The sequence below is a fragment of the Bradyrhizobium sp. KZN70725 genome, assembly GCF_055264925.1.
Map to the genome: position 1 here is coordinate 21,118 of NZ_JBUYWT010000026.1, position 15,028 is coordinate 36,145.

Consider the following 15,028-nt stretch of genomic DNA (forward strand, 5'->3'; position numbering starts at 1 on the left):
CTCGCAATACCTATCTTCCCCTCAAGACCAGATCGTTCTTTTCAATAAAAGCTCGGGACAGTTGAACGTGTCCTTTCAGTTGGCTCCGCCTCCTCCAATAAACAAACTCCGCTGCGTCAGAATATGGATGCGGCCCTTGTCAAAGGCGCCTATTGTAGGCACGAACGCGTCACGGCTTCGACGAAGTGCCGCACGACATGGCACGATGCCGTCGCGGTTCTATTCCCATTTACGTCCGACGCATTGGGAAGAGATTGAGCGATGGCAACTTCGATGTCGAAGACCCTCAAGTGATGCCCTCATTTCCGACGTTCTCCGATCCCGCCGCGATTTTTGTCGCCGTGACATCTCATATCAGAGCAGCGCGGCGGCTGTTTTACGGGATTATGCAAGCACTCGTAAGATTGTCGTGAAAATTGCAAGGATACTTCGTGACAATTGCGGACGTCATGTCGCTTTTCGCACAAGCCCCCCAATAAGCAGAAGCAGGAAGGCGCTTTCCCGGGTGGGCACTTCCCGATCGGACTATTATTAATGCGCCTCAGGATGAAACATCGTCAGCGAAGCAGTAGCCGCCATGAATGATTCGCCCAAACCGCAGGCATGTCGCCCCGATGACATTGCGGCGCCCTTGCGCTATGTTACTTTTCGCCGAGTTTGGCTGGCCAGCCTATTGTCAAATCTCGGGATCTTGATTCAAGGAGTGGGTGCGGCTTGGTCGATGACGCAAATGACGTCGTCGGCCGACAAGGTCGCGCTCGTGCAGACCGCGCTTATGCTGCCGGTGATGTTGATTTCGATACCGGCCGGCGCCATTGCCGACATGCACGACCGCCGTCTTGTTGCTTTGGGTGCCCTCTGGATTGAGCTTTGCGGCGCAATCGCGCTGGCAATGTTCGACTGGGCTGGTCTCGCGACTCCAAACCTTTTGCTCTTGTCTTGCTTTCTAATCGGTAGCGGCATGGCATTAAGGGCGCCAGCCTGGCAATCCTCTGTCAGTGAGCAGGTGCCGGCCGAGGCACTGCCCGCCGCAATTACCCTTAACAGTATCAGCTACAACATCGCGCGCAGCTTCGGGCCAGCGATCGGTGGCATTGTGGTTGCGAGCGCCGGTTCGCTTGCGGCCTTCGCAATCAGCGCCTTCCTATACCTGCCACTAGTGGTAGCGCTGTTCCTATGGAAGCGTGTGCCACAGCCATCGCGCCTACCGCCAGAGCAGCTGACCCGCGCCATTGTTTCGGGCGTGCGCTACATCACAAATTCACCGTCAATCAAGATCGTGCTGACCCGTACCATACTGACTGGGGTTATCGGCGGTTCCATTTCCGCCCTCATGCCGCTAGTCGCGCGTGATCTCTTGCGAGGTGGTGCGCAGACTTATGGTGTTATGCTTGGCGCGTTTGGTGTCGGCGCTATTGTCGGTGCGCTCGGTATTGGCGAGATGCGCAAGCGCATGACCGGCGAGGCCGCTGTGCGCGCCTGCACATTGTCAATGGGCGGCGCAGTAGCGGCAGTAGCACTGAGCCGTGACCCGCTTCTAACCACGTTCGCACTGGTTTTGGTCGGCGCAGTTTGGACGATGTGCGTGACGCTCTTCAACATCGGCATTCAGCTCTCCGCGCCGCGCTGGGTAGCGGGTCGTTCGCTTGCGGCGTTTTATGCTGCGTTCGCCGGCGGCATCGCCATTGGCGGTTGGGGTTGGGGCTGCCTCACCGATGCTGTCGGGGTTGAGATTGCGCTGCTCGTCTCTTCCGCGCTCATGCTCCTTTCCCCGCTGCTTGGGCTCTGGTTGCCCATGCCGCGAACTGGGGGCGATCGCCAAGACGCCGAAATGCTCGCCGATCCGGAAGTACAGCTAGCGCTCACCGGTCGCAGCGGCCCAGTGGTCGTGGAGATCGAATATCGGGTAAGGCAGGAGAATGCCCGCGCATTCTATAATATCATGCTGGACATTCAGCTTTTCCGCCAACGCACCGGCGCGTATGGCTGGTCGATTGCTCGTGATATCTCCGATCCCGAACTTTGGACCGAGCGCTATCACTGCCCGACGTGGCTCGATTATTTGCGCCAGCGCAACCGCTCGACTCAAGCGGAACGCGCACTTGATCGCCAGGCGGGTGCTTTCCACATCGGCCCAGAGCTCATGCGGGTCCGCCGCATGCTGGAGCGTCCATTTGGATCGGTACGCTGGGTCGATGAAGCGCCCGACCGCGGCACCGGGCACATCTGTCCGGTGACTGCCGGCATCGGCGTAGCAGGTTTTCGTCGGAAGCCCAAGGCGCCTGAAGTAACTGACTAGACGAGACATTTGCGCTGCGCGCGAGTGAAGATGACATTGTCGACGACCGTTCGATCGTACGGGCCAGCAGCGAGAGCTTGAGTCGCTGATGTGGACCTCATTGCCGAAGTGGAATGCTCCACGGGAGCAGCACGCGAGGATTGCGCACTCTAGCGGTATGCACTAAGCGACGCACACAGATAATCCTGCATTAGCCGAATTCGAGCGGTTTCAATTGAGTGGTCCCAGGGTAAACGTCTTCCGTGGAGTCGATCGCCGCTCCCGTGAGCTGAAGGGGACGGCAATCAGATCATCAGATCCCACCTCTATGGATGCGGATGAGGATAGCGTCCGATCGAGCAACCTCCGTCGCAGGAGCAGGTCCGTGCCGGTCCAGGTCCGAGAATGGGAAGCTCGGGAGCAACCCAGACGCGGCGCCGGGAAACGGCGTGGCGATCCGGGCTTTCGCGGTCGCTTCCACTCCGACAGCGACGGTCGCTCCAACTGTGCCGAAGGATTGTCACCCGGCGACAAATGGTCAAATGGTCTCCTACGAGAGAGACTAGTCCGGCCTCGGCGGCAATACTGCTTCAGTCGGCGCGCAGCAACGCGCAATCGAGAGCTTCGGGACGGGGCGATGCACATCACCGGCGCTGTCGACGCCGCGTCACTTAAGGCTTAAGGCTACAATCGCGACATTGGGCTGGGCCATGGCAGCGATGATCCGCATTCCGTCGGACGTGTCGGATGGATAGCGACCGGCCCCACCGATACCCTCATTACGTCAAGATCTGAGCGACCGCCGAGCTTCACGCATCCGGAAGTCGTCCTTATTCGCGTTCAAAATAAGAATTGGTCATCCGATAAGGGCCGACACAGCGGTTGCGCATCCCCAAGAGAGACTAAATCCGGATCCGCCATGCCCGTAATTATGAACGACGCATGTACCCGTCTCTAACACCTCTCGTTCAAGCCGGATGCCAGACGGCCGCACTGGCCGCACCCCGACGACGAGCTGTCGGGGCCCTTTGCTTGCACTTTCCCGAACCCAAGGGACGTAGCGGCCAGCGCGGGCCACTACGTCGGACCACTTGATCGTTTCGACAAGGTCATTCAGGCCAGCCTCCGCACTACCGCCAATCATAACCTCACCACCCCTGGGTATCACGTAAGCCATCCCAGCTGGATGATCGTCGTCTCCAACATACTCCGTGGGCGAGCCGTCATTGGATGCAACCACAAAATATTGCCCTTTGTACGGTTCGAACGCTTCGTCGTTGACGAGGCTTGCAGCCCCCAATCCGGTGCAGTTTACGACGATATCGTGTTGGCAGCTGAGCTCAGCCAGGCGGTCCACGTGTTGTCGCTCGAACTGCACGTTCCGCTTCTCGGCCTGCTCGACTAGCCAGTTCAGATAAGCCGACATTTTCGCCGCCGGCGCCTTCAATCGGTACCCCCATTTCACCGGAGCATTCGAGACTGAGCTAATGCGGCCATAGAGCCCGTCTTCCGGCTCATTAAATCTCCGCAGCTCATCCTCCGTTAAAAATGCAAACTCGGGCGGAATATGGGACCAGCTCGGCACATGCCTCGGCTGAGTTCTAAAGAGCTCAACGCCACGAATGATTTCGACGCCGGATTCTGGATAAAGACGGGAGATATCAAGCAACCGTTGCAGCGTCACCGAAGACCACTCAAGTACCTCTGCGGTTTCGGGAACAAGATACACGTGCCACACAGCCGTGGCTTTGACCGAATCAGTATCGGTCCCGAACTTGTCAGCGATAATCCGAACGTCATACCGGCTGGCCAGCACGATTGCAGTGGTAAGACCTATGACACCAGCGCCCACGACGCAGATCGACTTTGTCATCGGTGAGCGCTCCTATTTTTCAAGAGCACGCGCTGAAACGCCTTGAACAATTTTTCCGCGGCCACGGCACGATTTCTGCGCAACTCCGTTGCTGTCTGTGTCACAACATGATCCGCAGGTATCAAAGGAGACCCTCCCTGCGAGAGAGCAAGAATCTGCACTTTACATGCAACTTCCACATAATGCTGCAAATAGACCGCTTCCTCGATGTTCGGGGCCACAACGAGGAGCCCATGGTTGCGCAGTAGCACAACTCCTTCTGTCTCGAACAGTCGCATGAGCGCGGGGTCAACCTCTGCTTCACGGAACAGTCCTTGATAGTCGATACAGATCGTTTCAGGGATGAATTCGATAGCGGTCTGCGAGACTGGAAGTAGTCCCGCGGGGCTTGTACCAACAGCTAATGCATTTTCGGAATGCGTATGTATCGCGCTACCGGGTCGCGCTCGGACCTTATGGATCATCCGGTGAAGCTTGTATCCATCGGCATTCACTCCCAGTTTTTCTGGAATCAGCTTGTCAGCCTCGTCGAGAGGAACTGTGATCCAGTCCGATGGTCTTACTTCAACAGCAAGAACACCATCGGGATTCATGGAAACAAAGATGCGTCCTCGGCCGTCGATCCATGCGGTCGAAATGTGGTTGAATATTGTGTCGACGTAATTCAGCTCTCCAAGTATCCGCCATGCATCCGTCATCTTCGCGTGGACGAGATGCATATCACTCCCCTCGCTCGGAGACGCAAAGTCTTATTCCGAGATCTTCATATGCGTTGTATGGGGGATCAAAGCTTCTAAACGTTATTTCTGCCGCTTCGGTCTCGGACGATAGCCACGAGGACCCGCGCGCAACCCGATCATCCAGGCCACAGACGTCTGCTTTCTGTAGGAACGCCTCTTCACTGTATGGCTTTGCTCTTGAAAGCGTCCATTCCCAGACGTTGCCGACGATATCATGAAGACTATCCGAATTGAACGGAAATAGCCCTACTGCGCAGGGCCGAAGGGCTCTCGCCTCCTCGGCACTTTCTGCCGCCCGCAAATGAGCGTTCTCGTAAGGAAGTCCCTCGGTCCAGGGATAGGGTTTGTCTCCACTCAGTTGCCGGGCGACACTCTCCCACTCGGCTTCGATTGGCAGGCGCACTTGTTGACCTTTGTCCAATCCTCCCTCCTTGCGAAGCCGGGCATCGATCCAGCTTGCATAAGCCAGCGCCTCCCACCAGTTCACCCCGACAACAGGTTGATTGGGCCCGTTATGTGAAGGGGCGGACCAGTACATCGGGGTAGATCGCTTGATCATTCGTTCGCATTGATCCGGGAAGTCTTCGGCAATCAGGCGCTGCCCAAGCACTTCACTCGTGAGGTGTGTCGGTGCGACGTCCCGAGCGCGGTTCAAGACGGCATTGCGTACGTCATCATCGCCGATTGCCCACGCCCATCCCTCGGCACTCTGCCAGTGCTCCCGCTGCTTGTAGCCTCCGTCATCCAGGAACTGCTTGTACTCGGCGTTGGTCACTAAAAACGCCGACAACGCAAAGCGGCTCAGCACGCCCTTGATCGGGGGTGAGGCAGGAACGCTCGAATATTTCGTTATTCTCGTGATATGGTTGGTCGATCGCCCAATCTGTCTGGGTCCGGCCTCTACCCAGAATAGCCTCGAACTGAACTCGGCCTCGAGCCTCGGGTCACCCAACGTGCCCAGAAGATCGCCCACGCGCATCCTCTTCGAGAACTGCAGCGAACGCCTGCTCAGCCACTTGAGCAGCTCGGATTGGCTCGCCAGGATCCTCTGTTTGAGGTCCCGCATTAGCCTCTGACCATGCGTGACGGATACGACTTCGCTGAGCATTTCAGCTCGGGCCAGAGCAGCTTCGATCGTGCGGCTTCCAGGTCCTCCTCTCAACTCACCAACGAAAGCGTTTATTTCGTTCTTTCCTTCTTCGCTCGCCGCCCGCAGTCCGGCCCAATACCGTATCGGCGGATGCCACTTCTCGAGCAACGCGTAACCGCGTCGTTGGGTGACCGGCCGCTTCGCCAACGCATAGCCGGCCAGCACCTCGCGAAAGACATTGTGCGCAAAGTCGTATTCATTTCGCCGCAGCAGAGGCAGGATTCCGTGGCCACGCCGAATGTGAGCCGCAATGCTCGTGATAAGGTTCTCTCGGGTTTCGAAGGGCGTCGCCTCGGAGAAGGGGCATGTATTTTTTGAGACGAGCCGAAGATCCTCGTCATTGAGGATCTTTGCCCCACCCTGTACGAGCCGTTCTTGAGCCGTGAAGGCGGCTTCCGCCAACGCGTCTAGAATCCAGCTGCCATGATCGGTGACGAGACGTTTTTGGTCCCCGAACAGATGCTTCTTTAAGAACAGCCGGTCAACAGCTCTCAGGCACAACTGACTGACTGAGGACGGGGTATCCCGGCTCTCGTCCGAATAGATCGTTTGCAAGATATTGAGCATCAACGGCGTCAAACAAACAGCACCGAGCTCAGAGTTCGTCGCAATTGCGCTGGCAATATCAAGCTTGCGCTTCTGCAGGTCTGCCGTATCAAGGCCTTCTTCTGCGCGCAGTCGAATCGCAACATCGTGCCAGCGAGCCACTGCTTCCCGTGCCTGTTCCGGCGAAAAATTAGAGATCTCAAACAGGGCCGCCGGCCTTATCTTGGTTCGATCGTCCTCGTACCAGTCGAAGACGCGACTGGTCACAATTGTGCTGAGGGGACCTGTACGGAAGCTTTCGTTGTTTGGGATGTTGACGCTTCGTATCAAAGCGGCAGCTTGAATCCGAGTTGGGATCTGCTCGCCGGCTCCATGGGTCATTGGGAGCTCGTCCAGGCCGTCGAAGATCAACGTGGCGGTCTTCAGGGATTTTTCGAGCTCGAGTAGCGCCCCCTCCTCTAGCACCAGATCAACGGCTCGCAGCGCGCACTCCACGATGGCCCGCTGGTTGGTCCTGTCTTTTAGCTTCAAAGACGCAAGCGGCACATACAACGCAAAGCGGTTCAGCTTGCTTGCTAAAAATTCTTCGGCAAATCGGGTGGTCAGAAAACGAGCAAGGGTCGATTTTCCGTATCCCGGATGGCCAATCACGACCGCACATTGCTCTGGGGTCGTCCAGAGAGCATTTATATCCCGCTCGACACTTCGTTCGTCCGCTGTTCTGAACGTCGGCGGCACCCATAGTTCGCGGAGATTGCTGCGCCGGGCAGCAGCTCGAGCAGACCGATCGAACACGAATTCGCCCGGATCTCCGTACTCCAGGCTATCCAGCTTCGCAATCGCCGCAGCCAAATACCGCGCTTCGCCGTCGGCAACTGATCTTCGACTAGGATTCGGTGTTTGCGCTACCCTGACCACTTTCTCTTCAGGGGTTCGCTCCCTTCTCGGGCCGTCCATCTGTTCCTCGCAATGTCTTCTACGAATCCCGCATACGCGGAAATTCGCTCAGCGCCGTCAGACTCCCGGTCGCACAACGCTTCCAATAACCGCCTTCCCGAGACATAAAATACAGAACAGGTTCTGGAACCTGGTTCGGCTCCCGATCGTCCAATAGCGGCACATTGAATGTGTTTTGGTTGGGCAAAATTGGCCTTTGCGTATCCAGCAACGGCCGGCCTTCAACTTCGACCCGCCAAACGTAGATTGGCGCCTTTGTCAGGTTTTGAATTTCGAGATCCCATTGGCGGCCCCTCACCACATCCGTGACCTCTTCTTTCACTACCTGCGACGTAAGCCAGCAATAAACCGCAGTTTGTTCATCAATTGATTTCTGCTCCTGTTCCTTCCGGTTCTTCCCAAGCTGCCATAGGAGTGAAGCCAACGCGGTCATGACGCCGAGAAACGTGGCGCTACCGGAGATGACCTGTCCCCAGGAGCCGAATTTCTGATAGTCAACTGCCCCGAGCCGAATCCCCCAATAATTGAGAGTGCCGAGCATCAAACATGAGAATAGCAGCAGCAGAACCGCGACCCAAAGTGCCGCGAAAACAATCTGGTCGGTCGTGCTGCGGCGCAGTTTACGATGGCGCATTTCGGTCACCGGACTCGATAAGGGTCCTTGCCGAATTTGATCATGTTGATGATTGATGCCACCGCCCGATTGGCCATTGCATCTCGCGCATCGTTCGTGAGCGACGCAATATGGCCTGTTATCATCAGCCGTGTCGGTATGTGCAGCTTGGCTGCATCGGCGATCTCGGCCTGCTCGTAGAACCCATCGAACGCTGCATAACCGAGCTTTCCTGACGAGAGGGCGTCCAACAAGGCCGTCGGGTCAACAATCTCGGCACGCGCGCTGTTGATCAGAATGAGCCCGGGCTTGAACTTGTCAAACTGCTTCCGCCCGATCAAACCTCGCGTTTCGGCATTGCCCGGCGTCATGACAATCAGGACGTCGACACTCTCCGAGAGCTCGTCAAGCGACCGGTAGGTCAACCCAAGGCGCGCCTCTTCGGCTGGTTTTCGCGTTCTCGAAAAGTATGAGACGGAACAATTAATGCCCCACCTCAGAATTTCGGCAATACGGGTGCCAATACCGCCGATACCAACGATACCGACATGCAGATTAGCCAAATCTCTTTGTTTTGCTTCCTTCCCGGACTTCCCCTCAGAATACGCGAGCGCATATTGGTGGATGCGGCGAGTCGAGTTCAATAGCAGACCGATCGTAAATTCGGCAACGGCATTGCTCAGAGTGCCGGGCGTGTTGGTGACTGCGATCCCACGCCCCTCAGCCGCATCGGCATCGATAAACGATTGATACCCCATCCCGAGGAAGGCGATGATCTTGAGTTTCTTTGCGGCTTGAAGTGCCTTTGCTGATGCAAACTCATCTCCGCCCAAGAGATATCCCGCCTTGTCGGCCAGCGCTGCCGCGAGTTCATCTTCCGACAGCAGATGGGTCGGGTTGTCGATTGAAAATCCCGCTTCAACCAGCGGCTTCAGCAATTCCTGGCGGACGCTAGTGCCGGTTACCAAGATCTTGTCTGGCATAGTCATTTCCCTTTGCTAAATGCTCAGCTGCGCCTCGCGCAGCAATTCGTCATAGTAGCGCACCCTCGCGCTGACGCCGTGCGCTGCGCCGGCCAGATACTGCTGCGCGTCATAACCTAGCTTTTCAAGCGCGGTGGCCGCTTCAGCGATGAGACGGGTATGCGCCTCGTCTTCGCCAATGTTCGCATGAAGGAAGCTTTTGTACTCTGCTGATGGCAAAGCGATATCAAAGCAGGCCTCCACCGCTCGATACTCGGCCAGAAGCATTTGCTCATTTCCGACACCGAGAGCGCCAAGCGCTCGCATTGGGTCAGCCTCAGTTTCCTGCAACTCCTCGATGAAAGACGCTACCGCCAAAGTTACTTTCACCGGTCGATTTGATAGCCCAATGGATCTACACAAATTCCAAATGAGCCAGGGGTGAGAACGATCTGCAATCCCGGCCCGCACGGGGCTGTGTTCGCCATCGATGACCGGCATCAGGAGTGACCGAACATGAACATTCGGGATCCCGGCAATCACTCTAAGCAAAACTTGCGAAAACGGATTGGTAACAACAGCCTCTTGGCTCGCCCACAGCGCTAGCGCATCCGGATTTTCCTTTGCGTACGCGAAGAAGGGATGGGCCTCTATTCTAGCGCGCCGCTCGATCGCCTCCGCTTCAGCAACGAATGGAGCAATGGGCCAAGGAACAATCGGCTGGAAATAGTCCTCCACCGGAAACGTCGTCTTTGGCCAAGCGTCCCTATTCATATTTCCCTCAGTATTTTTGGCGTTGCCCTTCATCGCGAGCTCATCGCATGATCAAAGAACGTATTCACCCGCGTTCCCATCGTCTTTCGCAGCACTCCAATCTGCTCGAGACCCGACGCACGCCGGTCTGACAGGTTGTGAGCTCGTGGCTCGCGCCGTCAAAATGTCCCCAACGCCATCAATCATGCAGGAGCAGCGTGGCCCTCAGGATTAATTACTGACCTATTCAGCCCAACATCCCTTCCCCATACCGGCCTTGCCGACCGACCCTACCTTGGAAACTTTCGCAGATGGCTCGTGGATGACGTGGCGCGGTACATTTTCGTTTCGGTCGCGGGTTCGACATCGCATCTGCAGCTCGCTATGAACGAACTCTTGTAATTGGAACGAGGGTGAGAAGTTGCGAGACAAAAGGCAAAGCGGCGCAGGAATTCAGCGAATTTTGGGCCATTGCGCAGAATGAAGGCCAACAACATCGATCTACAAAACTTGCGAAAACGCGATCCGTCAGATGGCACATTAAGAATGTCGTTAATCGGAATGGCTGCGCCCCGGGCAGGCAACGCGGGAGGCGGGTTCCAGAGAGTTCACCGACTTCGCTTCGCGTTGCATTGAACGGGCGGCTTGGCGGCACCAGCGGCGCTAGACCATCCGATCAAGGGTCGGGCCGAAGAGAAGGATTCGACGGGGAGGCAAGCAGCCCAGCTTTTGAGCGTGCAAGGCCGGGCTGGAGCAGCGCGCCCATTACCGCTATCGCGATTTTCGGCCGGTAAAGGGCGCTCAACCGTAGCTGCCGCCTAAGAAGCTGCCGTCCGAAATCCTATCGAAAGGCTAAAAAGCAGGCTTCGAAAAAGCCAGATGATACCGGATTGAGAACGGCAGACGGTCTAGGCGAGGATAGAACAGGAAGGGGCCTGGATCTGGGTTCTCTGCTTATCGATTGTGGGACCGTGTTGTCGAACTGCAGCCTGAACTTCCGGCGGCAGGGGAGGATCAAGAGATTGGACCAGGCCGCGGTTGTCCCAAGCGGCTCTGGATTTAACGGTGCCGGTCAGGCCTATAGCCGAAAGCTCGCGCTCCACCGGAGTGCTGGGCACGGCAGCAGAGGATCATCTCTGGACACCACGCCTGATCTCTGCTGGTAGCAAGGACCAAGACTTAAAGGATCGCGTGCGCCGGGCTGGTGACCGACAGTTCAGCGACAGCGACAGCACGGCGCCCTCGAAACTCTTCTGCCTTGAAAATAAGATAGCTCGCGGATGACGCAGCGACGGACGCAGCTGCGAGCGCAATCAGCCTGAACTGTCGAGCCTGCGCTCTCCGCTCCGCGTTGATAGAGCAGATCTGTCGCCTCGGTCACCGCCTTGCGAGCCCAATCGGGCGCATACGCGTCAATCGCAGCACGCACAAGCCTTGAGCCGCGAGCCAACAGGCGAACAGTGCTCATGTGTAGGCCGCCTCCGGCTCGCCGGCGCCCGACCGTGCTTTCCTCAAATAATTAAACGTCCCTATCGACCCTGATAGTTTCGAACCGCAACCCGCCATATAGACTTCAGTCATACGTCAATTACTTGACCTCGCCGGAAGGCGATCGGAGATGAGGTAGTGGTCGCAACAGGTACTGCGCTGGCCAGGGCTGTTGAGCAAACCTGCCATACTTTACTTCGCTGAAGTTTTGATGCCCACGTCTGGCTCTTCAACGCGGTAACGCGATGCCCCGGCGCGGATATCCGGATCGCTACCCTAGGGGATGCCGTCGCGGCGACCAGCGCAGAAGGGACCGACCGAGGACCAACAAGGGAGTGTGCAACGAGAGTACCGCCGACAGCCTTATGTATCGGCTTGGCGCGTCGCCAGCCAGTTCGATCGGCTCGCGCTTTCTGGATCGCGGCCTCATCCGTCGAGGTTGCTGCGACGCTGTTGCAACAGTCAGTTACATAAGGAACGAAAATGCCGGGGTAATGAGGATTACGCGGGTGTCATCACAGGCGTCGGCAACAGCCGACCCATTGCCGTGGTGTTACAGGACACCCAGACTAAGCGCGCTCTCGGCGGTGCGATCGGACTTTCATCGGCAGGACTGCTGTTCCTGGACTCGTTCTTTCTACCAAGGCAACTGCGCGGAAAGGGCTTAGGAAACGCGATCTTGAAGACGTTTGAAGAGGAGGGCCGACAGCGCGGCTGCCGATCGGCCTTCCTTTACACCGTCAATTTCCCTGATTTCTACGCTCGGAATGGATGGAAGGCCTTCGGCCGAACCCCTTGCGACCGACCCGGAGCGTTCCGCGTTTTTATGACCAAGAACCTGGAAGCGCACTCATAGCGTGCTTCACGAGAACGGTGGAGGGCCGCCCGGGTTAGACGCTTGGAAACGGCACGCCCTCGGCCCCTCGTCTCGATATCGCGGCCCGGCCTTTGGGGCGCACGCGAGCGGATCAACGCCTCGTGCACAATCGCGATTTCGTGAGGACGGCGTGTCTTGTCACCGCCAGCCCGCGCAGGACATCTGGAGCGCCCTAGCCTCACCAATGATCCTGGGTAAGCGCTAAGTGCCACCGCCACCCGGAAGGATGCCAATGCGAATTCCGGCAAACCGATTGCCGTAATGCCACTCTCGGGCAACTGCGGAGGTCCTACGCTAGCGACAGCTACTCTCCAAAAATGAAGTGATTATCGCGGCTGCGGCTCGGCGGCCGCAATCAGCTCAGTCAGCGCACGCCTGACAGTCGAGGACCGGGCAGCGGCAAGCGGCGCGCTAAAATCGCATCTGCGGCGTCGGAGGGTTCCTCAAGGCGTAGTAACGCTGAAGATGCCCAGTATATTGACCCGCACCGATGGCGCCTGTCCTGCTGCCGCGACTGCATCGAACATTTTCGATCGAGCCGGCGGCCGTTATCGGCGTTTTGCGTAGATGATGATACAGACCGCGCCGCGATCTTTGAAAATATGAGGCAATGGGAGGCCCCTCTCCAGCCGGGCATCAGATAGTTGCGTCCAGTCGCAGTGGCGCTCAAACTGGTCCCGTCTGTGATACCGCTCAATACCGGCGACCCGCGTTGGCTTGCGGCAGGCGCTCTATCTTTAGATCCAGCGCCACCGCCATGCCTTCCGACGGGCCCTTGAAGAACGGAGTAGGAGTTATGCCCAAACCGGAAAGCTTCCCGATCGAGAAGATCTACGTTCCCGTAAAAAGGAAGAAGACGATTAAGCCCGCAATTGTAGAGGAAATCGCTGGAAGTATTCTGGAAGTCGGTCAACAAGCGCCTATTCTCGTTCGGCCCGACGAAGATCGCTTCATTCTGGTCGAAGGGCTGCATCGGCTCGAAGCATGCAAGGCGCTCGGTGAGACAACCGTTATCGGGATCCTGGTCTCTGCAGAACAACAAAGGACACTCCTGTCCGAAAGGCCGGAAACAGAAGCCGAGCGCGACAAGATGGCGCGATTGAGAAAGCTCCGTCTCGAGAGAGAAGCCGCAGAAGCATCGGCCATCGACTTGAGGGCTGTCAGCAAAACGGAAGTGCCGCGAACCAGCTCGGCGGAAGCTGTGCGTGACAATCCAAAGAAATCACCACGCCGTAGTAGAGGATCGTCACCAAAAACGTTGTCGGAATGGATCAAGCAGCAAAAGCGCGACGGTGGTCGCTATTGATTGCTTCCGGCACGAACTTCACAATGGGCGGTGATCTCGTACAAGCATATGTAGATGCCTGCCCTACGCGCAAGACTCGCGTCGGACATCCGCTTAGGTCTCCTTGACGTTTGCTTTTGAGGCACTCCCGACCTCGCTATTTCCAGTAGCCGGCGCGCCGTACTCGTTCCGAATTCGTAATCAACTTTGCGCGCGGTTAGATCTCATTGTTCTGGCAGATCGTCCAGCCAGCAGGCCGACTCGACGTGAGGCCGCGAAAAGATCTGTCCGATCTTCTCGGGAACTTTGTTCTGGTGATATCGCATGTAGACGCGGCCATCGTCTCCCAAATCTAATATTTCGATCTTTCCTGTGTAATGAGACATAATGTATTTGAATGTCTTCTGGATGCCACTGAGACGCTGGTTGACGCCGCGCGCAATCTCTATTCCCCGTCGGAGTGCGACTTGAAAATGGGATGCGCCCTTCACCGGCCTGGCTTGGAAGAGGTAGTAAGGGCGCACTCCGATTTCGTGGCATTTGGCGAACGTTTCGGCCAGGATTTCGGGATCATCGTTGACTTTGGCGAGGAGCACGGCCTGATTGAGGAATTGCACGCCCTGCGCTCGCAAAGTGCGAACCTTCTGCTCAGCATCGGACGAGATCTCCCCCACGTGATCGAAATGCGTGACGATTATTGGAGTTTTACCTGACTTGTGAATCCGCTCGAATAGCGCAGGCAGCGCGGTATCTTCAAACCGCCTTGGTTCATAGGCCAGCATTTTCGTGCCGAATCTGATCGAACTCAAATGGTTGATAGGCAGCAGGTGATCAAGGATGCTGTCGAGTTTGGCCGTACTAAGCACGAACGGGTCGCCTCCCGAGAGTAGCACGTTCGTCATCTCAGGATGACGCGCAATATATTGCGCGACCTGATCGAAGTCCGGCACGACTTCGTCGGACGCCTTGCCGACGATCCGCTTGCGAAAACAGTAGCGGCAATATGAACCGCAGCGCTCCGTCACCAGCAACAGGCCGGTCTGAGGGTACTTGTGCTGCAGTCCCGGCACGACCGTGTTGTCGTGCTCGCCGCTCGTATCCAAGGTGCCTGGGCTCTTGAACTCCTCGACCGAGGGCTCCACAATACGCTTCAGCTGATCGTAGTACCCATTATTCGCGATCTGCTCGCGATAGAACTTTGTGACATGATAAGGCGTGATGTTGTTGATTTGCAGTTCGCTTTCGCTAACGACGCGCGTTTCTTCGATGAACTTCAGTACGTGTGCACTGCAGTCCATCGGATCAGCTATGGTTTCCATTGCGACACCTCGTCTGTCCTGATCAACGCATTTGATCCGCTACGATCCGTTCATCTACACTACAGCATCAATAGTGGGTCGATACCTACCTGGTTGGTGAGGACTATCAGACTCGAGAGTTGAGAGAGGCAAGCTCGTATCGCCAGATATCGGCGCGCTGCCAATAGTGGCGCAGCAGCGAACCTAG

General features: G+C 56.9%; 10 protein-coding genes. 3 read left to right on the forward strand and 7 right to left on the reverse strand.

The window, feature by feature from the left end:
* Window positions 1–577 precede the first annotated feature (577 nt).
* The gene (locus ACZBJS_RS23620) at window positions 578–2,299 is read left to right on the forward strand and encodes an MFS transporter (protein ID WP_463439301.1); all 1,722 of its coding nucleotides are present in this window, start codon (window positions 578–580) and stop codon (window positions 2,297–2,299) included.
* Between the two features lie 835 nt (window positions 2,300–3,134).
* Here ACZBJS_RS23620 and ACZBJS_RS23625 read toward each other — a convergent pair.
* From ACZBJS_RS23625 to ACZBJS_RS23650, 6 genes are read right to left on the reverse strand one after another with little or no spacing between them, the layout of a single operon-like run.
* Window positions 3,135–4,151 (reverse strand): FAD-dependent oxidoreductase, encoded by a 1,017-nt coding sequence (locus ACZBJS_RS23625; RefSeq protein ID WP_463439302.1) that lies wholly within the window; start codon window positions 4,149–4,151, stop codon window positions 3,135–3,137.
* Entirely contained in the window at window positions 4,148–4,870 is a 723-nt protein-coding gene (locus ACZBJS_RS23630) for a class II aldolase/adducin family protein (protein WP_463439303.1), read from the reverse strand. Before ACZBJS_RS23630 ends, ACZBJS_RS23625 begins: the two co-directional genes overlap by 4 nt.
* 1 nt (window position 4,871) lies before the next feature.
* Window positions 4,872–7,544: an SUMF1/EgtB/PvdO family nonheme iron enzyme gene (locus ACZBJS_RS23635; protein ID WP_463439304.1), complete on the reverse strand. Its 2,673-nt coding sequence runs from the start codon at window positions 7,542–7,544 to the stop codon at window positions 4,872–4,874.
* A 19-nt stretch (window positions 7,545–7,563) separates the two neighbouring features.
* Window positions 7,564–8,178 carry a hypothetical protein gene (locus ACZBJS_RS23640; protein ID WP_463439305.1) on the reverse strand — a complete coding sequence of 205 codons (615 nt, stop codon included), beginning with the start codon at window positions 8,176–8,178 and terminating at the stop codon, window positions 7,564–7,566.
* Between the two features lie 5 nt (window positions 8,179–8,183).
* Complete coding sequence (locus ACZBJS_RS23645; RefSeq protein ID WP_463439306.1) at window positions 8,184–9,140, reverse strand: 2-hydroxyacid dehydrogenase; 957 nt, start codon at window positions 9,138–9,140, stop codon at window positions 8,184–8,186.
* 15 nt (window positions 9,141–9,155) lie between these two features.
* Window positions 9,156–9,926 (reverse strand): iron-containing redox enzyme family protein, encoded by a 771-nt coding sequence (locus tag ACZBJS_RS23650; RefSeq protein WP_463439307.1) that lies wholly within the window; start codon window positions 9,924–9,926, stop codon window positions 9,156–9,158.
* 1,717 nt (window positions 9,927–11,643) lie between these two features.
* On the opposite strand from ACZBJS_RS23650, the gene ACZBJS_RS23655 reads away from it, so the two are divergent.
* Together ACZBJS_RS23655 and ACZBJS_RS23660 are read left to right on the forward strand one after the other, a co-directional pair.
* The gene (locus ACZBJS_RS23655) at window positions 11,644–12,216 is read left to right on the forward strand and encodes a GNAT family N-acetyltransferase (RefSeq protein ID WP_463439308.1); all 573 of its coding nucleotides are present in this window, start codon (window positions 11,644–11,646) and stop codon (window positions 12,214–12,216) included.
* 817 nt (window positions 12,217–13,033) lie between these two features.
* Complete coding sequence (locus ACZBJS_RS23660) at window positions 13,034–13,543, forward strand: ParB N-terminal domain-containing protein (protein WP_463439309.1); 510 nt, start codon at window positions 13,034–13,036, stop codon at window positions 13,541–13,543.
* A gap of 203 nt (window positions 13,544–13,746) precedes the next feature.
* Here ACZBJS_RS23660 and ACZBJS_RS23665 read toward each other — a convergent pair whose 3' ends face one another.
* A complete protein-coding gene (locus tag ACZBJS_RS23665) occupies window positions 13,747–14,841 on the reverse strand; it encodes a KamA family radical SAM protein (RefSeq protein WP_463439310.1) in 1,095 nt (364 codons plus the stop codon).
* Window positions 14,842–15,028: the final 187 nt, after the last annotated feature.